Source organism: Domibacillus sp. PGB-M46 (genome assembly GCF_022668875.1).
GTDB lineage: Bacteria > Bacillota > Bacilli > Bacillales > Domibacillaceae > Domibacillus.
The window spans coordinates 40,137-63,012 of sequence record NZ_JAKGCR010000019.1; the positions used below are offsets into that span (position 1 = coordinate 40,137).

Consider the following 22,876-nt stretch of genomic DNA (forward strand, 5'->3'; position numbering starts at 1 on the left):
AGGGGTTTTTATGAGTGCCAGACAAGGGTAAAACAGCGTGGACCCGATCTGAAGATACTCTACCCTAAAAAGTTTGTAAAATAATGTACTTAAAGTAACGAGGGCTTTTATTCAATCTCCAAAATTATTAATAAGCCGAAAATATGCAAATTTTTATTCATTTCTTGCATGTTTTCGGCTTTTTATATTCAAAAAAAACATAATGCCATAAACAGCATTTTTAATTGCCAAATGCAACGAACTTCCATAAATCGGGTAATTCTTCAATCGGTTCTTCTGGAGAATCAGCTATTCCTTTAAAGGAGGTATAGAAATTTACTGTTATTCAATTTAAAAAAACTGAATTTTAAATTAAATGCGCACAAGAGTTTTAATATAATCAAATAGAATATTTCATCTAGTTCCAAACCCAACAGCGAAAAATATTTAATCATTAGAATATTGAAGGGATCTAAGATTACTGTTAACGATGAATTCTAATTGGGGGTACTTACATGCAAACAAAAAATAGGAATGAGATGAAGGAAAGTTCTTTTAACATTGAATATAAGGAAGACCTATATATAAGTTCATTATTGCATAAGGATGATCCATATAAAATGAATTGGGTAGAAGGGACTCAACTCTGGGGAACAATTAGAGCTCCAAAAGGAATAGATACAGAGGTTACCCGGAGTTTTACTAATAACAATACTCTTCGAGAGGTTTACACGTTTACAAACAAAACAGAATTTGATATTTTTTCAAAATTAGGAGACATCTCAATATACACAACATTTAATGATGATTATGAATCAGCCGATGTCTGTATAACAAATAAATGTCATGCACATATTTGGTGTGGTGGAACTGTTAGTTATATTATGGGGCTAAGAATGGGAGGAGAAGGTCCGCATTTAGGGTTATTTTTAACTAAAGGAAGCTTAAAATCTTATAGTATTGAACGTGATTTATCATTAATAAGTAATGATCGCGGGGATTTTTTAGTACATGCAGCCCCATTAGCATTGGCTCCAGGCGAGTCTTATGTAATTGAATGGGAACTATTTTGGCATGATGGTAAAGAGGACTTTTATAAAAAGTTAGAAACATATCCAAATTATTTAAACATAAAAGCAGAAAATTACACGGTGTTTGAAGACGAGGAAATTAATATTGAGATTTCTCTTCATAATAGCTTGATTGACAAACAAATAAATATTACAAGAAATTCACAAGCAATTTCATACACTAAGGAAGAAAATATCGTGAAGATCAATGAAGTGGATTTAGTTATTGGAGAGTATAGCTATATAGTACACATAGGTGAAATTTCTACTGAGGTAAAAATTTTTGTCCTGCCTATTATATCAAAACTCGTGAGAAGCAGATGTGATTTTATTGTTAATAAACAACAGTATCATAATAGGGACAGTCACTTAGACGGTGCTTTCTTAATTTATGATAATGAAGATCAACATATATATTATTCCCATTATCACGATCATAATGGGGGCAGGGAAAGGTTCGGAATGGGCGTATTACTTGCTCGTTTTCTTAGAAATAATAAGGATGAAAAAATAGAAAAAAGTTTAAAAAAGTATGTGGGTTATATCAGAAGAGAGCTTTACGATGAAGATACCGGCATGGTCTTTAATGATATAAAAAGAAATAACGATATTCACCGTTTATATAACTATTCTTGGCTGGCCGTCCTGTTTAAAGAGTTATATCTTACGTATAAGAGCGAAGCTTTTTTAAAGGAAATGTCTAAAGTATTGTTGTCCTATTACAAGCAAGGTGGAGCTGATTTTTATCCTATTGAGCTGCCAATGTTTGAAATGCTTGCATTACTGAAAGAAGCAAATTTTAACGTGGAAAAAGACGAAATTTTCAGTCACTTTGAAAAGCATGTGAATACTATTATGAGTTATGGAGTAAGTTATCCTAAATCAGAAGTGAATTTTGAACAGACTATTGTTGCCCCGGCTGCAGGCTGTTTACTAGAAATGTATAAGTTAACGGAAGATAGTAAGTATCTTGATGAAGCAAAAAAGCATATAAAAATCTTAGAACTTTTCAATGGTCTTCAGCCTGATTATCACCTGTACGAAACGGCAATAAGACACTGGGATGGATACTGGTTTGGTAAACATAGATTGTATGGTGATACATTCCCACATTATTGGAGTTCCTTAACTGGACGTGTTTATCAAAACGTAGCAGAGATAACTAAAGATACTGAGTATTATAAGAAAGCAGAAGCCTCTTATCGCGGAGTATTAAATTTGTTCAATGAAGATGGCAGCGCATCTTGTGCAAAGCTTACACCCCACACAGTTAATGGAATAAAAGCGGGATTCTATGATCCATGGGCAAATGACCAGGATTGGGGTCTATATTACATGTTTAATTATATTGATTAATCTTTATTACAGCTATTGAGAGGGAAAAGCGGTCACAATAATATAAGAAGGTGCTTATTCAACTAAAGGGAGCTTTTGTTTAATATCTCGGCTGTCATTTCGGCAGCCTTTTCTTATTCTGCTAACGGTACAGTTTAGTTTAATAACAATAAATAAAAATTTCCTAATTCAACATAAATGCAATTATGTTGTATTTATAAGAGCAGCCAGCAGAATTAATAAATTTTGCTGGCTGCTCTTATTTAAGTTAAAATGGAATACATTAAATATTTATCCAAAAAATGTTACCATTAAGTTAGAATGGGGGTTGGTGGAAAAGTGAAAAGAATTTGGTTTATAGCCGTTTTAGTTATTGCAGCAATCGGTATTTTAGCTGCTTCATTTTTAGGAAATTCTGAAGCGCAGGAAAGCCCTTCCCCGGAGGGGTTTGTAAGAGAATATCTTGAATTAGTAAAAGCAAGAGACTATGAAAATATAGTTGATTTAATGATTGATGATCGTTTTAATAATGACCGTCAGACTAAAATTGATAACTACAAAATGTTTGAAGGCGACTCTAATGATTTCAAAAAGTATGAGATCAAAGAAGTAAAGGACGTTACAGAAGATAAAGCAACTGTTGTTGCAGTGGTAGAGTTTAAAGATGGTAGTATAGAGCAAATACCGATGCATTTAGTTAAAAAAGAGGGTAACTGGAAACTACATATCGATACGGGTGATGCTTTTGATGATGAGGATTTTAAAATAATAAAAAAACCGGATATTACACAAAATGAACAAAGTTCTTCTCCAGAAGAGTTCGCAACAGAGTATCTGGAGTCACACAAGGCAAAAAAATATGAACGAATGGCAGAGATGGTCATTGATGAACGTTTTCCTGATTTGAAAGAAAGAGTTACGATGTATAAGGAATCGGACAAGCATACAGCGTTAGAAGAGTATGAAATTAAAGAAGTAAAAGATGTGACAGAAGAAACAGCAACAGTGGTGGTCGAATTAACTAGAAAATATGGAGAAGTTCTTCAGGTGCCTCTGCATCTCGTGAAGAAGTCTGGGGAATGGAAAGTGTATATCAGTTCAGAAGATATTAACAAAGATGAAGATTTTAAAATGATTAAACCAGCAACTGAATTTTAAAAATTTGTTTGAATAGCAAACATCTACGAGTCAGTGCTTTTAGAAAGTAAGATTTAAAATAATTAATAGAACATAAATGATATTATGTTGTATTGAGAACGCCTTGGATCTTTAGAATTTGGGGCGTTTTTTCGATTTGAGTGTAATCACGAGGAGATTTCTGTAATGCGTCTTATTAAACTAACGCAGCAGATTAGCCGAAGAACTAGATGTTATAATTTTATTTTAAAGGGGGAGTATCTTAATGCCAATAAAGAAAATTAGTAAAGTCAACCTTTTAACTGCCGTCATATTAATTACAATATTTGTTTTTTATATTTCGGATAGTATAGGTAAACCGTATGGGAACGATAAAGAATCCATAGAAAAAGTTATTCAATCGATTGAAGGTTACGAAAACGAGTCAATTGATATCTTGGAGATTAAAGATATTTATAATGAAAGGGTAGTTGCTTTTTTATCTAATAATAATCCAGGTTATATTCAATTTTATAGAAATAAAAAAGGTGATTATAAATGGAAACATATAGAAAAAAGTGAAGGTCAATCATTTGCTCCATACTTGATTCACGTATCGAACGAAGAATCTAATGTATTAAAATTTATGATTGTTACTAATCAAGAAAATAATATTGCTAAAATAGAATTAGATGTAAATAAACAGGCAATAAAACAGGAGTTTAAAGTAAATCAGAATTCTGTTTCTTGGATTGATTTACCGGCGGGTAAAACACTTACATATAAATACAAGTATTTTGATAAAGATGGTAATATAATAGGCAATTATTAGGGTTATTAACAGTTTTTCTTCAGCTACCAAGGTGCAAGAATCGTAGTTTGAAATTATCATTAAGACAACGAAGCTTATTGTGAAATGATGAACTTAAACTAACGGGGGGCAAGAGTTTAAGAACCGGCTGCTGTTCCAGCCGGTCTTTTTTCTTCCTCAACTAAAGGTGCAGGTTAGTTGAGGAAGAGGGGTAAATAAAACGATGTCGAATATATTTATGATGAAATTTAAGGTACCTGAGGAAACATTTTGAAAAAATATAAGATTGAAAATAATATTCCAACATTGGAAGAATACAAATATTTGTGTGAGTCTGTGGGATGGACTAATTATATGAATTTTGAAGTGGTGGAAACATCACTAAGTAAGTCTATTCACTGCATCACAGTCAAAGATAATAATCAAATTGTTGGTATGGGGAGAATTGTTGGCGATGGGGCTATTTATTTCTATATCCAAGATATAGTGGTCCATCCAGATTATCAGAAAAATGGTGTTGGGAAGGAAATAATGAATCTTTTGGTTGAATACTTAAATACGAATGCCCCAGATAAAGCGTTTGTTGGTTTGTTTGCATCACAAGGTAAAGAACCGTTCTATGAAAAATATGATTTTAAAGATTTCTCACCCAACATGACAGGGATGTTTACTGTAATTTCTAAAAAATAGACATAATAGATTTAAAATTTTAGGAAAGGTAATCAATAAACATTAAACAATTGTTGTTCAAGTAAACCTTTTCCTTATTAGGCTAACGGGGGCAAGAGTTTAAGAACCGGTTACTGCATCAGCCGGTCTTTTTTTCTCAACTAAAGAAGCAGATTAGTGAAGGATGGGTTGCTTAACCTTCCTCATTTATCTGTACCTTATAAAAAACAAAAAACTGTTACTTTAATGCAGGACAGTTTGTTTATATAATCATGCCAAAGAAAGGAGAGAAGAATTATGGAGATAACAACAGTAGTATTAATAGGAGATAGAGTAAAGATACAACCTATGGAGGAGTATCACGTACAGGAATTATTTGATGCGGGAAACAATCCAGATATATGGGCACATATGCCAATGAAAGTTCAATCGATTGAAGATATGAAGTACCTTGTGAATGAAGCACTTCAAGCGAGAGAGCAAGGAAGCGAATTTCCTTTTGTTATCTTCGATAAGGATTCGGGGAAAATTGTGGGAAGCACTCGTTTTCTTAATATATCCATACCAAACCGTAACTTGGAAATTGGTTGGACATGGCTGTCTCCAACTGTTTGGCGAACTAGAATAAATACAGAATGTAAGTATCTTCTTTTGAAATACTGCTTTGAGACACTTGGGACAATTCGTGTTCAGTTAAAAACAGATAGTCGAAATGTGCGGTCTCAGCAGGCAATTGAACGGCTGGGTGCAGTAAAAGAAGGAGTGCTTCGGAATCATGTGGTTATGCCTGACGGTTACCTAAGAGACTCTGTTTTTTACAGTGTAATCGACCAAGAATGGGTGCTAGTGAAGGACAAATTGGAGAGTATGCTACAATAATCCTGTATTTTTGGAGTGTTGCTTATTAAACGAAAGAGTGCTTTAACTTAACAAAGGAGGTAGCTGCGGCACCTCCTTTTCTTATTGCACAAACGGAGCAGTTTACTTGAACAATTACGACTCTAAAAAATATACATATAATAATTGTAAATGGGGGTGTAATGGGCTTGCAAGGGAGAGTCAGTTTAAGTGTTGCTTGGATAACCTTGTTTCTAATGGGTACAGATTTATTTGTAGTATCTCCGTTACTACCGTTCATTTCCGAAGCGTATAGTGTTAGTTCAGCGATGACAGGGTGGATGGTAACTGTTTTTGCTGTAACATATGCTATTGCAGCCCCTTTCTTTGGTTGGGCTTCAGATAAAAATGGAAAAGGGATTTTTATTACATTTGGGTTATTGTTATTTTCCTTCTCTAATGCCTTAACTGCTTTTTCACCTTCTTTTACCTCGTTAATCATTAGTCGTATTTTAGCTGGTTTGTCGGTTGCTGCAGTCACCCCTTTAATTTATGCCATTATCGGGGATATTGCACCATCAAACCGGAGGGGAACTTGGCTTTCTATTGTTGTTTCAGGACATTTAACAGCTCTTTGGGCAGGAGCACCAATCGGTACGTTACTAGAACATTTTCTTGGTTGGCGTTCAGTATTTGTTGTAATGGCTATGATAGGGACTTTATTGGCGGTAGTAAATTTCAAAACGTGGAGATATGTTCCTGAAAGGGATGTAACAAGAAATCTATCAGGGGGAAATCTGCTAAGAATACTTGGTTCGGTAAGTGTTACCACCGTTTGGGCGATTTCAATGTATGCTCTTTATGTTTACTTAGGTGCGGCTCTTTATTCCGAAAATGGATTCACATCTTCAGAAATTGCGTTAGCTGTTACTTTTTATGGTATTGGCGCTGTTTTAGGAAGTCTTATTAGCGGACAATTCACAGACAGGTTTGGGGAAAAGAAGATTTCTAAAGCTACGCTAATTTTATTGACCCTTATACTCGTTTGTTTAGGAATATTCTTCTCATCTGGGGATTGGATCTATTTCTTTCTGTTCATATGGGCTTTGGTTGGGTATGCAGGATTTACATCATACCAAGCACGATTAACAGTGGAATATCCCAAGGAACGAGGAATTGTTATGGCGTGGAATAATACGGCTCTGTATATTGGTATTACCATTGGTTCAATCATTGGTGGTTATGTCATATCTAACTGGGGTTATCCGTTCCTGCCATATGTTTGCAGCATTGCAGCAATTATTAGTTTTGTCCTTAGTAACCAAAAGGTCCAAGAAACAAAAAAAGAGAAAAATTATAATGTGAAGAATTGTACTTAAACTATAGGGGGCTTTAATTGAAAAAGTCAACTATAAAACTCGCTCCTTAATGCAACAAAAATGTAATTATGTTGTGTTAGAAAAGCCCCGGCTGTCAAAAACAGCCGGGGCTTTTAATATACAGTCTGGACGAACGGTTGAGTAATAATTTCCATGTTATCTTTCAAGAAAAACTATAAATTAGACACAAGGTATCTGAAGAATAGGGGTTATTTATACATGCTCTACCTTAAGTTTTTTATTTATCAATTCTTCTTGTTTAATGCACTTATTGCTCTCAACTTTTACTTTGTTGAACCCATGCGCAAAACATTCAGCTTTGTCAGCATACTTGCAACAGTAATAACTGTTTTGCTCGCTGTGTCAGCCTTTGGCTCGATGGATAAACTTAATAACCAAGTGAGTGCAATAAGACTAAGAAATAAACTTTTACTTTCGTTCCTAGCTTTTGTTTTAGCATTTCTTTTATTTGGCTTACTCACTGGAGAAATAATGTTTTAATCTCTGGTTTCGATCAACAGTATCGGTCAACTATTGATGAAGCAGAACCCGTTGTTACATTCGTTTAATAAATACAAGAAACAGCCTTTCCTACCGATAAAATAAGAATGGCTGTTTTGTATGTATTCAGGATTTAAAAATAGGTTTTTTTGCTTTTTCCTATAAACTATTCAAAAGAATATAACCTTTATTCCAAGTACCTATTAGGAGATACTTGTCGTCTTTACTGAAACTAGCATAGCATGCATTAGGCAGGTCCTGAATATTAATAGCGTTTAGACTCTCGCTGTCTAAGATGACTACACACTCGCTAAAAGTAATTAATATAAATTTTCCATCGTTCGATAAACTTATATGTTGAAATTGTTGGTCAAATCCATGAACTTCTTGAAGAGAGAGTTTAACATCTTTTAGTACATTCTCAAATTTCGAGTCTAACATTACAACGTTATACCCATCAACTAGAATGTAACTATTCAATGCAGCATTAAAAAGTACTCCCCCCCAGACAAACCCCTTACTATTGTCAATCTTAATAAAAGAAAAATCTTTCTCCACAATTTTCACAATAGAAAATTCAGTGACCCCAGCCATTTCATTATTGGTACGGATTGTAAACAAATGAGCATTTTCCTCTTCCAAGTATTGAATATACGAAATGCTAGAATCCTCAAAATCTGAAATTGCCTCATATTGATCTAAATCTAGATCAAATACAAAAATTTGATCACTTGAACTAGTACTTGCCACAAATAATAATCCGGTTTTCTCCTTCAAGAAAGAAATCTGATCTTCGTTTAATTTTAAATTTTTTTTACTTCGAATTGTTTTTACAAGATTAAACTGTTGAGTTTCATAAATATAGGTACTTCCAGTAGTGTTTTGAATTAATAATAACTTAGAACCATCGTTGTATTCTAAAGTACCAGGATGACTAGGCTTATTTAAAACAATAGGATCTTCCCAGTTTTTATTTAAGTAAATAAACGTTTTATTTGATACACGGGATATAAAGTTGAAATCATGCGACACGGCAAAAGAATAACTTGTGTTAAATGATTTCACCACCTCCATACTCAGCAATATCTTCACTCCTTAAAAGGTAATAACAGTACACTTTCGGGTGCGTCAGGTTAACAAGAAATCATTTAAATCATTGTGCCACCATCAAAAATGGTCATTGCTTTCCTAACAACAAAATTTTATCATCCAAAACGCCTACTATTAATACATTGTTTCTACCAAAACTAACCAGCATAGACGGACTGTTGATTAAATAGGTGCTGCTGTTCTACTATAAATTAATAATATGAAAATAAACGAAATCTGCCGTAACCATAGGAGGCTACACATATGAAGGAGTATTATAACGGCAAAAACTTTTGGGACAAGGAAAAAACCTGGCGTATTCAGTATCCAATCAACGATTATATTATACTGAAGGCAGAATTCTTGTTAGGTATTACGCTTCCTGAAACATTTAAGCAGCTAATGAAAGGACAAAATGGCGGCGAGCTCACTTATCCGTATTTCACGTTACCTGACAGCCCGATAAAGTATCATTTAGATATCGACCCCATTCACTTTAAAGACGATGATGTAAGCATCCTGTCTTCAGGTGATTCATTACAAGAAGCAGGACTTCCAAAGTCTATGATTGTCCTTTGGACTGATTTTCATAATTGGCTTGTCATGGATTATCGTTATACAAAAGAAAACCCTTCAATTCAATTTGTTTGCGAAGATTATTCAACAGGAGAAATGAATTGGTATTACATCAAAATGGCAGATACCTTTGATGATTTCCTAAAACAGCTTTTTCGTCTAGTCGACTAATTCAACTGAATTTCTTAATCAACAGTATCGGTCAACTACTGCTTAAACTAAGAGCAGCGTTACTTTATCCATTATGCACTTAAACCCCGGTTGCAGAAGACTAATCCATATTTTCGGCAATCTTTTTCAGTTCTTTTGCACGAGAAATAATAAATGCTCTCATATATTCTTCCAAAAACAACTTATCGGCTGCAACGCCAATTAGACCAAATGGCGACTTATATTGAAATGTATCTATCATGAGGGTTCCGCCTGCTTCTTCAATAAACTGATGGGTATGAACAAAAGATTGGAAAGCTCCCTTCACCATAATATCTACAAACTTATGAGGCTTTTCCATTAATGTCACTTTGGCTGTCAGTCTTTGTTTAATACCAAAGTGAATGGCTTCCCAGGTAACAGTATCTCCCTGTTCTAATAACCCTTCTGTCACTCCACCAACGACTCTTTCCTTTGTTTTAAAGGTCGTTTGGGTATGGATATCCACATTTCTTGCAAGGTCAAAACATACTTCGGCAGGTGCTTTAATAAACTGCTGATGCTCAATAACAGGCATTTTTTATTCTCCTTCCAAAAGCACTTACTAACACACCCAAAATTATAATTTGTCGCAGTTAGTATTAACTACTTCTTGTTCAACTTACCTGCCCAACAGTTTAACGTAAAAATCTACAGTATCCTTTGACGAGCTTTTCTTTAACCCGGTTACCGAAAAAGCTTTTTACTTAACAGTTTCGCTCAACTACTATCTAAGATAAGAAATAAAAAATGCACTGGAGGAAATTAAATGGCCAAGTACAACGAAATGCAACTTGAAACTCATATTCAAGAGGATGGACAATATAATGTCCAAGTTAAAATTAAAAGTAAAGAGACCGAAGAAATAGATATTTTGTTATCTGGAATAAAGGCGTTGATTGATTATATTGGCGTTGAAAGTTTATGTGAAGGTGATGAAAAAAAGTATCACGAGACTTTAAAAAAAGTTATATATGCCGTAGCTGATAATATTGGGTTTACTACGGGAGCATACATTGAGAAGTTGGAAGCAACGATCCAGTATGATAAAAGAACTGGTGAGCCATCAGTAGATGAAGCAAGCAGAAAAGCTCTGATCGTAAGTTATTTGAATGAGAATATCTGACTAACTACAAATCAGCAAAAAATCAATTCAAAAAGAGCGCTTAGGGACTGATCCCATAGAGTGAGGCAAATAAAACGCCTTTAAGTTGAAAATAGGAGGTAATCAAATGAGCTTCTATTCTTATGGATTGTGCAAGAAATCTTGGCAGTCTCTAATTATTAGCGTAATAGCTTTTCTATTACCAATGCTTTATTTTCGGGGTGCCGAGAATTGGTTTAAGTTACTTACTCTTGTTCCCTTAATCCCCTTCTCACTCGCTTTTTACACAAAGAAAAAAGTTAGAGATATGCATTGACCAGTAGCTAAAATAAATAAGAAAAAGGGTCATGATTACTTCGTGCGTAATTATGACCCTTTTCAGTTTTAGTATTCATAACTTAACAGTATAGGTCTACCGTTGAGCAGTGAAATAAAATGCGACATAAATGCAATTATTATTGTAATGTGTCTTCCTAAACCAACGGGGCAGTTTAGCTCAACAAGAAAATAATCATTCAATAAATTTAGTCAACAACTTGACTAAATTTATTGAACCCTCTAATATTGTAATTGGGTTCTAGGTTACAATTGTATAAATGGTCAACTAGTTGACTAAATCAGGAGGGTTATATGGAAAATTTAAAAACAGACATTACTTTAGACTTCTTTAAAATCTCCAATCTTTTAAGTAGATATGGGGCAAAGATGGTTGCGGATGTTGGGCTTAATAGCATTCAGCAATGGGTTATCCTTAGAACAATCATTAATAGAGGAGATATTTCAATTGGTGAATTAAAGGAAGAAACTCTTGTAACAAAACAAAATATGACGGGGATGATTAACCGTCTTCAGGAATCAAATTTAGTTATTTTGTATCCAGATTCCGAAGATAAAAGACGAATTCGGGTGAAGGTTACAGAGGAAGGACGCCGTGTTTACGAACAATTGAAATCATCACGCAATGATTTCAATGACAAAACTTACAGTATTTACAATGACCAAGAAATAATGGTTTTAAACGAGTTACTTGGCCGGCTAGTTATACATTTGAAAGAGAACTAATGGTTTTATTAGAAAGTAGGTTAAATAATGAATAATAAATATTTAATTTTATTTACTGTTGTTATCGGCGCTTTTGTTGGAAATTTAGAAGCTGCATTGCCAAATACTGCAGTGAGTGTTATCACTCAAAGTCTTGGAACTTCTGTAGAGATTTCCACTTGGATTCTTACAATATACACACTATTGTTTGCGACATTCATGCCACTCTCTAGCAAAATTGGCGGGATAATCGGTAACCGCAAACTGTATATATGGAGTTTAGCGCTCTTTTCAGTTTTTTCTATTTTATGCGGACTTACATATAACTTAACATGGCTTATTATATTTAGAGCTTTTCAAGGGATTTCCATTTCTGCTTGTCTTCCATGTGCGATGGTCATTATTTCTCAACACTTTCCTGCAAAAGAACGAGGAAAAGCGATGGGGATTTTAGGGATGGTTGTAGCCAGTTCAACAGCAATAGGTGCGCCTTTAGGGGGCATTCTGACTGACTATTTAGGCTGGCATTCAATCTTTTATATTGTTGCTCCTGTTTCTATTCTGGGTTTCCTTTTTAGTTTGTACGTTATACCGAAAGATGAAGAACTTACAAGGAATAAAGCGTCCTTCGATCTAAAAGGAGCTATTTACTTTTCGGCATTTACAATCTTTTTAATGCTCCTTATCTCAAATGCAGGCAAGTATGGAATTTTTTCCATATCTAATGGTATTTTGGCATTGTTATGTATTGTAACCTTTGCTGCTTTTATTTTCACAGAAAAACGAGTAGATGCTCCTTTCATACCCTTGCAGTTGTTTCAAAATGTTTCTTTTAATAGCACTTCCATAAGTAGGGCGTTACAGATGGCAATGTTATATGGTTCATTATTTTTAATTCCTTTATATTGGAGTAAATTGTATAGCTTAAGTCCAAAAGAAACAGGTTTGGCGTTATTTTTACTTCCAATTACTATGATGATTGTTTCTCCAATTGTAGGTAGTTTTATTGACCGGCTCGGGAGCAAAATTTTCATGATACTTGGAATGTCTTTTACATCTCTAGGTTCTCTTGGATTGGTATTAATACCGGGATCAATTTGGAGTATAAATATGACAATTAATCTTATTCTGTTAGGGATTGGATTTGCCATGATGCAGTCATCATCAATGGCTGCGGTGACAATGGTGTTACCAAAAAACTTGTTAAATGTCGGAGTGGGAATTTTTAATATGTTAACTTTTACTGGAGGAACTATTGGACTATCTGTCTTAAGTTCTCTAGTTGAGTATATTCACTTTAAAGGGGTTTTCTTAATTATGCTGGTTGCCGGTTTATTAGGGGCTATGCTTTCATTAAAAGTTAAAGTTTCCTCTAAAGCCGAATCTCACGCTTAATGTCTTTGCTTAACGAGCTGATTCTCAAAATAGTCGTTTCCCTTTTTTATTCCCTTACAAGATTGTGAAAAATTACACTTGAACTATCGGGGGCAAGAGTTTAAGAACCGGCTGGAACAGCAGAGCCGGTCTTTTTTCTTCCTCAACTAAAAAAGTAGTTTAATCAATAAGATATAGTTATGAGTTTTAATTGATAATTCATAATTCCACTTATGTATCCTATTTGATATGTTAAAGAAAAGAAAGGGGAATGATCATGAGAATGTTTGATGCACACTTCCATATTATTGATTTTAATTTTCCGATTATCGAAAACCAGGGATATACACCACCGAGCTATGTGGTAACAGATTATCAAAATGAAACTGCTGATTTGAATGTATTAGGCGGGGCGATTGTGTCTGGGTCTTTTCAAGGATTTGACCAGGAATACTTATTAAAGGCACTTAAACAAATGGGTCCAGCATTTTGCGGTGTGACGCAATTGCCCTTTACCGTGACGGATGATGAAATTGTAAGCTTACATCACAATGGGGTAAGAGCATTGCGATTTAATATCAAACGAGGCGGTTCAGAGGATTTATCAAAGCTCGATTACTTTGCAAGAAGAGTTTATGATTTGGCCGGGTGGCATAGTGAACTTTATATTGATGCAAAAGAGTTGCCTGAAATTGCATCGACGATTGAAAAATTACCTGCTGTTTCAATTGACCATTTAGGATTGTCCGAAGAAGGACTAACGCATTTGTTAAAATTAGTGGATAAAGGTATACATGTAAAAGCAACAGGTTTTGGGCGTGTGGAACTCAACGTTGAAAACGCTTTAAAATCCATATACGAAACAAATCCTGATGCACTTATGTTTGGTACAGATTTGCCGTCAACAAGAGCGAAAAGACCTTTTGAATATGAAGATATTGAATTGATTCAGCATCTGTTTGATGAAAAAGCTGCTGATAAAATCTTGTATACAAACGCTTTAAAATGGTATTTTAAATAATTCAGTTCCCATTAGATTAAGAATGAAATACTAAAGTGTTTGAGTACGCACACTTAGACTAATGGGGCTTTTGTTTAATATCTCGACTGTCTAATGGAACAAAAACTTATCGTGGTTACATTGGAGGGGAGATTCTAATGAATATAAATCAAGTTACATTTAGGGAAGCAACAATACAAGACCTCGACAGGATTGTGTATATGCTTTCAGATGATGTTTTAGGAAGCAAAAGAGAGCTTTATAAACAGCCTTTGCCAGAAAGCTACTTAAAAGCATTTCAATCTATTAATTCTGACCCAAACAATGAATTGATTGTGGCTTGTTATGGTGAAGAGGTAGTAGGTGTTCAACAGATTACGTTTGCTCCATACATTACTCATCAAGGAGGATGGAGAGCCACAATTGAAGGTGTTCGTACTGCATCTTTAGTACGTGGGAAAGGTGTAGGATCTATGTTAATTAGATGGGCAATTCAACGTGCCAAAGAGCGTGGATGTCATATGGTTCAACTAACAACAGATAAAAAGAGGCCCGAAGCACTTCAGTTCTATGAAAAGTTAGGTTTTAAGGCATCGCATGAAGGATTAAAATTACACCTTTAGAAGAAATGGTTATTGAACTAACGGGGGCTTGAGGTGAAAAATGGGGGTAGCTGCGGCACCTCCTTTTCTTATTGAACAAACGGTGCAGGATAGTTCAACAAGAATTAGGTATAATAGGGCTACAAAAAATTTAGGGAGTAGACTTATGAAAAAAAATTATTTTGCAGTGACGTACGAGGTTTGTGAACACAATAATATTTATTTGGATATGAACGAATATAATATAGACTCAACTAAGGACTTGGATAAACAAATAAGGGAATTGGCAAAGGTAGATGTTGCCCCTTTGGTTAAGGTTTACGAATCGGATACAAGTGATTTTAAAGATTTTAGACTGTACAAAGAATATAACTTCAAGGAATATGAGTGCGGGTGTGACGGAACTCAATTTTAATATTCTTTAACTAACGGGGGCAAGAGTTTAAGAACCGGCTGCTGTTCAAGCCGGTCTTTTTTCTTCCTCAATTAAAGGGTAGAATAGCTCCATACGGAAACTGTATTAAAATCATTAAATTAATCCTCCCAATAAAAAATAGCATCCATTATTAAATAATCTCCCGGTTCACGATAAAACGTTGGAATTTTCGCTTGAAAGGGCAAAAGTTTATTAATTCTTTCTACTTCTAAGAGTTCATAATCAAACTCTTTTAATGCTTGTTTCAATTTTTCCGCAATTGTTTGGAATTTCTCGCTTATATACAATCGTTTTGGGCCATCAAGTAAGGAACCATAAGCCCCACCAACTTCTTCATTTGTTTCGATACGAATTGTTTTATATCTGTCATCTTCGCCCATTATCGCTACAGGTGCTAAACGGCAGATGTCAATAATAATGCCTTCCGTCTTTTCCTCTCGACGACCGTACTTTTCTTCAACGACTGTCACATCTTCTTTCAGATAGCAAAAGAATTCAACAAAAGAGGCATAGCCGCTTCCAAAATGATTCCACTCAGCTTCACATATTAAATTGGGAATACGATTAATTCGATAAAATAATCGTCGTATATGAGCTTCAATTTCTTGCTCATTATCTGTATCATATGGGAACTTGTTACCAACTATTTTCCCTGCAATTAAATCTCGTAATTGTAGATTAGAAAACATATACAACCCTCCCGACCTTCCTTCACTTGTTCTTATTTCATTTAGACTATTATTTTATAAAGACGCTGAAACCCTGTTAGGCTGTCATTTTTCTTAATGGAATCGTTACGTTTGTTTCATTTAGTATGAAGAGTTGCACCTAAACTAAGGGGGCTTACGTTTAAGAATGGGAGTTGTTGCGCTTATTGAACAAACGGTGCAGATTAGTGCAAGACACTTTTTCATTCCCTGTTCCTATATGATAAATATTCTAAAAATCTCTTGGACGCAAGAGAAAGTGATTTTTGCTCTCTCATAGCAATACCAATATTTCTAAAAGCAGGAATTTCAAGCTCTTTCGCTATAATTTTGTGAGGAATACGCTGTAAAATCAATTCCGGTAATATACTGATTCCTAGCCCGTTTTCCACCATAGACATAATGGCATAGTCATCCCATGTTGTAAAATTAACTTGCGGTGAAATACGATGCTTCTCAAAAATTTCAGAGATTTCTGCTTTTGCTCCCTTTTCTAATAGCATAAACGGACTGTTCAGTAAGTCGTTGATTGGAAACTTTTCGCAATTAGCAAGCGGGTGATTTTGCGGAATTACTACCAGCAAACGGTCTTGCTCCAAAAAGATCGTTTCTAGTTCTGCTTTTGACGGCAGCCGCACAAATCCGAAGTCAACACGACCATTTAGAATCCAGCTTTCAATTTCTGTATAATCACCAAGCAGAAGTTCAAAATCTATCTTTGGGTAATCCTTCTTAAAAATTCTAATAATGTTAGGGAGCCAATGGGTTGCTACGCTGGAAAATGTCCCAATACGAATCATCCCAGACTGCATATCGTGTAAGTCTTCGATCTGCGTCATTAAGATTTCATGCTCATTACAGATTCGCTTTAATTGGGGCAGTAACTTTAAGCCATCCGAGGTTAAACTGATACCGGCACGTCCTCTTTCGAAAAGGAAAACCCTCCATTCCGTTTCTAAATCGTTAATCATACGGCTGATCCCAGACTGTGTATAGTCCAATGCTTCGGCAGCTTTTGTAAAGCTGCCAAATTCTGCTACTTTGACAAATGCCATATATTTTTGGATATTCATATCTCTTGCCCCTTACATCTGATTTCACCATACACATCATGAGAAATATTCGTTTTTGTAATACTTGTAAACATGATATGTTTTTACTATTAAAAATTCAAGTTAGGAAAGGAAAAGGTATGTAAAGATGTTTTTTGTGAGTGAGATTATGGAAAAAGTACCAGACAGCTATAAGTCTCCGATACAAGAAAGGGTCTACGCAAAGCACATTCCGACTGTGATTGAAATGAGGAGTAGACGATGAAATCTAAAATTCAGTTTATATTATCAATGATTATTTTCGGTACAATTGGTTTAGTTGTTCGATACATTGATCTATCATCGAGCGAAAGAGCTTTACTAAGCAGTTTTCTAGGATGCTTATTTTTACTGCTAATATTCTTCATGATTAAGAAAAAAATATCATGGAATTTAGTTAAATCTAATGCTTTATTTTTGATTCTTTCAGGTATTGCATTGGGAGGAAATTGGATTTTTCTTTATCAATCGTATGACCATACGACAATTGCCAATGCAACGCTAGGTTATTACTTTGCACCTGTGTTTGTGATGATTCTTTCTCCCTTTGTACTTCGGGAACAATTATCCATTAAAAAAATTGTGTGTATTGGTGTAGCGATCATAAGTATGTTAATGATTGTAGGAGAAGGCATGAGTGCATCCAGATCAGATGATATACTTGGACTTTCCTTTGGATTAATCGCAGCTGCATTTTATGCTGCTTTATTGCTTTTAAATAAATTTATTAAAGGTATGGGAAAGTTAGAGCTGACCATCATTCAGCTTGGAATAACCACTTTACTTCTAATGCCATATGTTTTCCTTACTGAAGGCTTTGGTATCTTTGAAGTATCAAGTTCTTCCATTCCTTTTATTTTAATTTTAGGGATCATCAATACAGGGATTGGATTTTGGTTATTTTTCTCCGGTATGGAAAAATTAAAAGGACAGAGTATAGCTATGCTAAGTTATGTAGATCCATTTGTAGCTATATTGATCTCTGTACTTATCCTGCAAGAACAAATGACAATTGTTCAAATGCTTGGTGGTGTATTGCTATTAGGCGCTACATTTGTTAGTGAAATTAGATCAGTCAACTTTTCAAAAAGATTAATGAAAACACCAGCTGAATAACGTTAAAAACAGTGGGAAGCATTCGTTTCCCACTATGTGAAGAATTGTACTTAAAGTAATGGGGGCTTATATTTAAGAACGGAAGATGCTGCGGCATCTCTTTTTTATTAAATTAAAGGGGCAGTTTAGTTAAAGAAAACCTATCTAATCATTCATTTTTAGGTGATTCGCTAATAAACTTTTTAAAATTATATAAAAAAATCTATGCATTGATTTTTTGTATAAAAAAATCTATAATTGAATAGAATTTAAAAAATGAGGTAGTTATACATGGAAGAAATTAAGAAAGTATTAGAGAGTTTTATCCCTATAGCAAAATCCACTGCAAAAATGTTTGGACCAAACTGTGAAGTCGTTATTCATGATTTGATGAACCCTCAGGCATCTGTAATGTTTACAGTAAATAACCATGTTACAGGAAGAGAAATCGGTCAATCATTTGATCACCTGGTGAAGACTGTATTACAATCAGAAGATTTTAAAGAAGATTATCTTGCAGGTTATACATTTGTAACAGAAGATAACCGTACTATTCGTTCTTCGACTTCATTAATACGTGATTCCAAGCAAAAAGTGATTGGTGCTTTCTGCATAAATTTTGATGTTGAAGCACTGAATCAAATGCAACAATTTATGAATAATTTTCTTTCTACACCAGTTGAAGTTCAAGAGAATAAAACAAAATCAAATGATGATATTGAAAATGTTGAAGGAATAGTGGATCAATTGATTCAACAAATCATTCAAAACAGTGTTCATCCAGTCATGAAACGCCATGAAAAGATTGAATTAATAAGATTTATGGACGAAAAAGGCATTTTTTTAATGAAAGGTTCTGTTGAGAAGGTCGCATCTTTGTTAGGCATTTCCAAAGTAACAGTTTATAGTTATTTGGATGAAATCAAAAATAAATCAAGTTAAGGAGAATCAAATGAAAAGCATTTTTGAAGTAGGAAATTTAAAATCAAATGGACACTATGCATTAGCAACAGTTCATCAGAACACTGTCTATGTATCAGGGCAATTTGCCATTAGTCCAGAAACCTGTGAAAAGAAATTTGGCACCATCGAAGAAGAAACACTACAAGCCCTTAAGAATGTGGAAATGATTGTAGAAGCAGCTGGAAGTAAAAAAGAACAGATTTTGCGTATGACATTGTATATTCCGGATGTGAAATTATGGGATAAAGTAGATGCTGTTTATAAGGAATTTTTCGGTGAACATAAACCAGCTCGTGCCGTTGTACCAACTAATGAATTACATTTTGGATTCAAAATTGAAATTGATGCCATTGCATATATTTAGTATATTTTTTTAAATATTTCGTATAAAAAAGTCTAATTTATATAAAAAAATATTTAGAAGGATTGATAAATGATGGAACAATTTATTTGTAACAGTTGTGGCAAAAAGCATGATATTACACCAACTTTATGGAAATGTGAATGTGGCGGAGTATTAAACATAGTAAAAGATACCCCGAAAATTGATATTGCAGCTTGGAATAACTATCCAAACTCATTATGGCGTTATTTTGAAACCATGCCATTCGCAAAAGATTCTAAGACATGGGAATCCGTGACAATGGGTGAAGGTCAATCACCTTTAATCATTCTAGATCCTATGGAGCCAAATACGTATGTAAAAGTTGATTACATGATGCCTACATTATCCTTTAAAGATCGAGGAGCCGCTGTTTTGATGACAAAGGCAAAAGAATTAGGGGTATCAAAAGTAATTGCTGATAGTAGTGGTAATGCAGGAACGGCAATTGCAGCTTATGCAGCACGTTGTAATATTGCCTGTGATATTTATCTAAGTGATGAAACTTCACCGAAAAAGATCGCTCAAATAAAAGCCCATGGAGCAACGATTAAAGAGATTCATGGTACAAGAGAGGACATTGCAGCTGCGGCACAAAAAGCAGTAGACGAAGAAAAAGTTTTTTACGCAAGTCACGTGTATAATCCTTATTTTTATGAAGGAACAAAAACATATGCCTATGAAATTTATGAACAATTAAATGGTACGCCTGATGCTTTAATTATTCCGGTTGGAAACGGTACGCTTCTCCTAGGTGCGTACTATGGCTTTAAAGAGTTATTTGAAAATAGATTAATTGATAAAATACCAAAAATCGTTGCCATTCAAGCGGAGAACTGTGCACCTCTTGTGAAAGCTTACCAAACCGGAGAGGAATCAGCACAACCTGTTACGAATAGAGGTACTCTAGCGGAAGGGATAGCTATTGCTGCACCAGCCCGTTCCAAACAAATTTTAGAAGCTGTACGTAATACCAATGGTACATTTATTGATATTGAAGAAGATGAAATTCTGAGTGCACGAGCTAAACTTAGTGAGAAAGGATTTTATGTGGAAGTGACATCAGCAGTAAACTATGCTGGCTACATCAAGTATAAAAAGGAACCAGAAGAAAAAATAATCATACCTCTTTGCGGTGCAGGTATTAAGTCAAAATAAACCCAGAAGGCCAGCTAGGTGAAAAAGATATAGGAGAGCTAACATGAGAAACAAGCCAACGATAAAAATTATTGCAACTGGTGGAACAATTGCAGGGGCTGGTACTTCAAGTACAATGACTACGGGCTATCAACCTGGCGCTTTGTCTATTGATGAATTATTAAAAGAAGTTCCGGATTTAGCAAATGTTGCGAATATAAAGGTTGAACAGTTGTTTAATATTGATAGTGTGGATATGACAACAGAACGACTATTGGCGTTAAGTAAATATATAAATGAAACTTTGTTACATGAAGAAGTAGATGGTGTTGTGATCACACATGGTACAGATACACTGGAGGAAACCGCGTATTTTTTACATTTAGTGATTAAAAGCCATAAACCAGTCGTGATTGTTGGAGCAGTCAGACCAGCAACAGCGATTAGTGCAGAAGGTCCGTTAAATATCTATAATGGTGTGAAAGTTGCTTGTGATAAAAAATCATATGGGAAAGGTGTGCTTATTGTTCTCAATGATCGAATCGGTTCCGCACGTTATATGACAAAAATAAATCCTACAACGGTAGATTCGTTTAAAGCCCTGGAACAAGGTTACATTGGCTCAATTGTTGGAGGAGAGGTTTACTATTTTTATAAAGATATTACCTATCGCCATACTGCCGAAACAGCCTTTGACATAAGATTAATCAACGAGTTGCCTAAGGTTTCGATTATATATGCGCATCAAGGGGACGATCGGTATTTATATGACGCAGCGGTACAAGCAGGTGCAAAAGGAATTGTTGTAGCTACGGCTGGAGGCTATACTATTTCCAAACAAGCAGAGGCTGGAATTCAGGATGCGTTAAACAAGGGGGTTATCGTCATACGGTCATCTCGACTCAATACGGGAATTGTTAGCCGTACTGATATGGATAATCAACACGGATATATCGTATCTGAATCATTAAATTCTTCAAAAGCACGGATTCTTCTTATGCTCGCATTAAGCTTAACAAATGATAAAAATGAGATTCAACAGTATTTTCATATATACTAATTTTTTTGAGTGTTCCTTAGAAGAATGAAAAAAATTTGGTGTAATGCCAGAAAAAATAAGGTGGATTATTATAAAAAGTTTGGTTTACAAGAGACCAACTGCAGTTTCATAAAAGAAGGGAAATCCTACGTTGTAATGGAGAAAATTTTGTAGTCACAATGATTGTGGGAACTACCTCATTTGAAGTATGTGAAAAAATGTACTTAAGCTAACGGGGGCTCTTATTTAATATCTCGGCTGTCATTTCGGCAGCTTTTTCTTATTCAGCTAACGAGGCAGGTTAGTTGAACAGTATTATTTAATAAACAATAGGATATGGATAATTAAGAGGTGATTTATGTGGATTTTTATACAGATAAGAATTTTTGGAAAGAAGGTCTAGAGCCTGTTGCAGAGATTGCAATTAATAAAGCTGAGCAAGAATTATCTGTTACACTTCCGAAATCCTATTTAGACTTATTAAGGGAACACAACGGAGGAGAGTTGGAATATCCTTATTTCTTTATAAAAGATGAAAAAGAAAGAACTGCAATGCACAGTATGAATGGAATAGACCCAGAAGGTTTTAGCGTTTTATCAAGTCCAAGCGTTATTAATAAACTTGGTCTGCCTGATAATCTTATTTTATTAAATGGCGATTATCATTCGTGGATAGCATTGGATTATAGAAATAACGATATTCCATCGGTCGCTTATTTTTATGAGGATTATTCAGAAGAAGAAATGCAATGGGGAAGCATTGAAATTGCCCCTAGTTTCGATATTTTTTTATCTAAACTATTTCGCGGTTCCACATTGGACCGCAAAAAATTAAAACCTAGCTATGGAAGAAGTAAGCCAAATATGTGAACAAATGTACTTAAAGTAACGGGGTACTTTAACTTAACAACGGAGGTAGCTGCGGCACCTCCTTTTCTTATTGAACAAACGGTGCAGGTTAGTTGAAGAAAGATATTTTATTTAATTTGATAGAAGTTTTACGTATGGAATCTGCCCAAGAAGGTACTAACATTCGCACAGCAACTATTTATCAGCGATCAACACAGAATTGTTGGATACGATTACGGATAAGAATGTTTCAGAAGGTATGACTGCGTTGTACGAACAATATGGTATTTCACCTGATCGAGCTGCCAATGTTGTGGCATTCGCGATTGATCAACCAGAAGATACGAATGTTAATGAGTTTACAATTGGGCCAACAAGTCAGCCTCGGTAATGATTACAAGATAGAGAAAAATTAAGAGTTATTCATTTTCTAAAGCTTAAGCTGTCGAGAAGACCTCGACAGCCTTTTCATTTCTTCTCGGTATTGTATATAAGTTTTAATTG

General features: G+C 34.8%; 23 protein-coding genes and 1 pseudogene. 20 read left to right on the top strand and 4 right to left on the bottom strand.

Going from position 1 to position 22,876, the window contains the following annotated elements:
* Window positions 1-494: 494 nt before the first annotated feature.
* The 6 genes from L2D08_RS17685 to L2D08_RS17710 all read left to right on the top strand — a co-directional run bounded on the left by L2D08_RS17685 (window position 495) and on the right by L2D08_RS17710 (window position 7,196).
* The gene (locus L2D08_RS17685) at window positions 495-2,405 is read left to right on the top strand and encodes a hypothetical protein (RefSeq protein ID WP_242235729.1); all 1,911 of its coding nucleotides are present in this window, start codon (window positions 495-497) and stop codon (window positions 2,403-2,405) included.
* A gap of 318 nt (window positions 2,406-2,723) precedes the next feature.
* Window positions 2,724-3,542: a DUF4878 domain-containing protein gene (locus tag L2D08_RS17690; protein WP_242235731.1), complete on the top strand. Its 819-nt coding sequence runs from the start codon at window positions 2,724-2,726 to the stop codon at window positions 3,540-3,542.
* 244 nt (window positions 3,543-3,786) lie between these two features.
* Window positions 3,787-4,332, top strand: a complete 546-nt coding sequence (locus L2D08_RS17695) for a hypothetical protein (protein WP_242235733.1) — start codon at window positions 3,787-3,789, stop codon at window positions 4,330-4,332.
* Window positions 4,333-4,581: 249 nt separating this feature from the next.
* The gene (locus tag L2D08_RS17700; RefSeq protein ID WP_242235736.1) at window positions 4,582-5,001 is read left to right on the top strand and encodes a GNAT family N-acetyltransferase; all 420 of its coding nucleotides are present in this window, start codon (window positions 4,582-4,584) and stop codon (window positions 4,999-5,001) included.
* Between the two features lie 276 nt (window positions 5,002-5,277).
* Window positions 5,278-5,859 carry a GNAT family N-acetyltransferase gene (locus tag L2D08_RS17705; RefSeq protein ID WP_242235738.1) on the top strand — a complete coding sequence of 194 codons (582 nt, stop codon included), beginning with the start codon at window positions 5,278-5,280 and terminating at the stop codon, window positions 5,857-5,859.
* A 161-nt stretch (window positions 5,860-6,020) separates the two neighbouring features.
* On the top strand, window positions 6,021-7,196 hold the full coding sequence (locus tag L2D08_RS17710; protein ID WP_242235740.1) for an MFS transporter: 1,176 nt from the start codon (window positions 6,021-6,023) through the stop codon (window positions 7,194-7,196).
* A gap of 660 nt (window positions 7,197-7,856) precedes the next feature.
* Here the strand turns inward: L2D08_RS17710 and L2D08_RS17715 are convergent.
* Window positions 7,857-8,780, bottom strand: a complete 924-nt coding sequence (locus tag L2D08_RS17715; protein WP_242235741.1) for a hypothetical protein — start codon at window positions 8,778-8,780, stop codon at window positions 7,857-7,859.
* Window positions 8,781-9,050: 270 nt separating this feature from the next.
* Here L2D08_RS17715 and L2D08_RS17720 point away from each other — a divergent pair, with 270 nt between their 5' ends.
* Complete coding sequence (locus L2D08_RS17720; protein WP_242235743.1) at window positions 9,051-9,533, top strand: SMI1/KNR4 family protein; 483 nt, start codon at window positions 9,051-9,053, stop codon at window positions 9,531-9,533.
* A gap of 100 nt (window positions 9,534-9,633) precedes the next feature.
* Here the strand turns inward: L2D08_RS17720 and L2D08_RS17725 are convergent, their stop codons facing one another.
* Complete coding sequence (locus L2D08_RS17725; RefSeq protein WP_242235745.1) at window positions 9,634-10,089, bottom strand: SRPBCC family protein; 456 nt, start codon at window positions 10,087-10,089, stop codon at window positions 9,634-9,636.
* A gap of 231 nt (window positions 10,090-10,320) precedes the next feature.
* On the opposite strand from L2D08_RS17725, the gene L2D08_RS17730 reads away from it, so the two are divergent.
* From L2D08_RS17730 to L2D08_RS17755, 6 genes are all read left to right on the top strand, one after another.
* A complete protein-coding gene (locus L2D08_RS17730; RefSeq protein WP_242235747.1) occupies window positions 10,321-10,677 on the top strand; it encodes a hypothetical protein in 357 nt (118 codons plus the stop codon).
* Window positions 10,678-11,286: 609 nt separating this feature from the next.
* Window positions 11,287-11,718: a MarR family winged helix-turn-helix transcriptional regulator gene (locus L2D08_RS17735; protein ID WP_242235749.1), complete on the top strand. Its 432-nt coding sequence runs from the start codon at window positions 11,287-11,289 to the stop codon at window positions 11,716-11,718.
* Between the two features lie 27 nt (window positions 11,719-11,745).
* Window positions 11,746-13,092: an MFS transporter gene (locus L2D08_RS17740; protein ID WP_242235751.1), complete on the top strand. Its 1,347-nt coding sequence runs from the start codon at window positions 11,746-11,748 to the stop codon at window positions 13,090-13,092.
* A gap of 256 nt (window positions 13,093-13,348) precedes the next feature.
* A complete protein-coding gene (locus L2D08_RS17745) occupies window positions 13,349-14,092 on the top strand; it encodes an amidohydrolase family protein (RefSeq protein WP_242235753.1) in 744 nt (247 codons plus the stop codon).
* Window positions 14,093-14,229: 137 nt separating this feature from the next.
* Window positions 14,230-14,694 carry a GNAT family N-acetyltransferase gene (locus L2D08_RS17750; RefSeq protein ID WP_242235756.1) on the top strand — a complete coding sequence of 155 codons (465 nt, stop codon included), beginning with the start codon at window positions 14,230-14,232 and terminating at the stop codon, window positions 14,692-14,694.
* Between the two features lie 40 nt (window positions 14,695-14,734).
* Window positions 14,735-15,088, top strand: a complete 354-nt coding sequence (locus L2D08_RS17755) for a hypothetical protein (RefSeq protein ID WP_242235757.1) — start codon at window positions 14,735-14,737, stop codon at window positions 15,086-15,088.
* Window positions 15,089-15,207: 119 nt separating this feature from the next.
* Here the strand turns inward: L2D08_RS17755 and L2D08_RS17760 are convergent, their stop codons facing one another.
* On the bottom strand, window positions 15,208-15,798 hold the full coding sequence (locus L2D08_RS17760; protein ID WP_242235759.1) for a hypothetical protein: 591 nt from the start codon (window positions 15,796-15,798) through the stop codon (window positions 15,208-15,210).
* Between the two features lie 221 nt (window positions 15,799-16,019).
* On the bottom strand, window positions 16,020-16,889 hold the full coding sequence (locus L2D08_RS17765; RefSeq protein ID WP_242235761.1) for a LysR family transcriptional regulator: 870 nt from the start codon (window positions 16,887-16,889) through the stop codon (window positions 16,020-16,022).
* Between the two features lie 240 nt (window positions 16,890-17,129).
* Here L2D08_RS17765 and L2D08_RS17770 point away from each other — a divergent pair, with 240 nt between their 5' ends.
* From L2D08_RS17770 to L2D08_RS17800, 7 genes and pseudogenes are all read left to right on the top strand, one after another.
* A complete protein-coding gene (locus L2D08_RS17770) occupies window positions 17,130-18,023 on the top strand; it encodes a DMT family transporter (protein ID WP_242235763.1) in 894 nt (297 codons plus the stop codon).
* Window positions 18,024-18,293: 270 nt separating this feature from the next.
* Window positions 18,294-18,944 (top strand): helix-turn-helix transcriptional regulator, encoded by a 651-nt coding sequence (locus tag L2D08_RS17775; protein ID WP_242235765.1) that lies wholly within the window; start codon window positions 18,294-18,296, stop codon window positions 18,942-18,944.
* Window positions 18,945-18,954: 10 nt separating this feature from the next.
* Window positions 18,955-19,329 carry a RidA family protein gene (locus L2D08_RS17780; RefSeq protein ID WP_242235767.1) on the top strand — a complete coding sequence of 125 codons (375 nt, stop codon included), beginning with the start codon at window positions 18,955-18,957 and terminating at the stop codon, window positions 19,327-19,329.
* A gap of 72 nt (window positions 19,330-19,401) precedes the next feature.
* Window positions 19,402-20,505 (top strand): threonine synthase, encoded by a 1,104-nt coding sequence (locus L2D08_RS17785; protein ID WP_242235807.1) that lies wholly within the window; start codon window positions 19,402-19,404, stop codon window positions 20,503-20,505.
* A gap of 43 nt (window positions 20,506-20,548) precedes the next feature.
* Window positions 20,549-21,544 carry a type II asparaginase gene (locus tag L2D08_RS17790; RefSeq protein ID WP_242235769.1) on the top strand — a complete coding sequence of 332 codons (996 nt, stop codon included), beginning with the start codon at window positions 20,549-20,551 and terminating at the stop codon, window positions 21,542-21,544.
* A 339-nt stretch (window positions 21,545-21,883) separates the two neighbouring features.
* Entirely contained in the window at window positions 21,884-22,393 is a 510-nt protein-coding gene (locus L2D08_RS17795; protein ID WP_242235771.1) for an SMI1/KNR4 family protein, read from the top strand.
* Between the two features lie 113 nt (window positions 22,394-22,506).
* Window positions 22,507-22,763, top strand: a pseudogene (locus L2D08_RS17800) (oxidoreductase); the annotation flags it as partial.
* Window positions 22,764-22,876 lie beyond the last annotated feature (113 nt).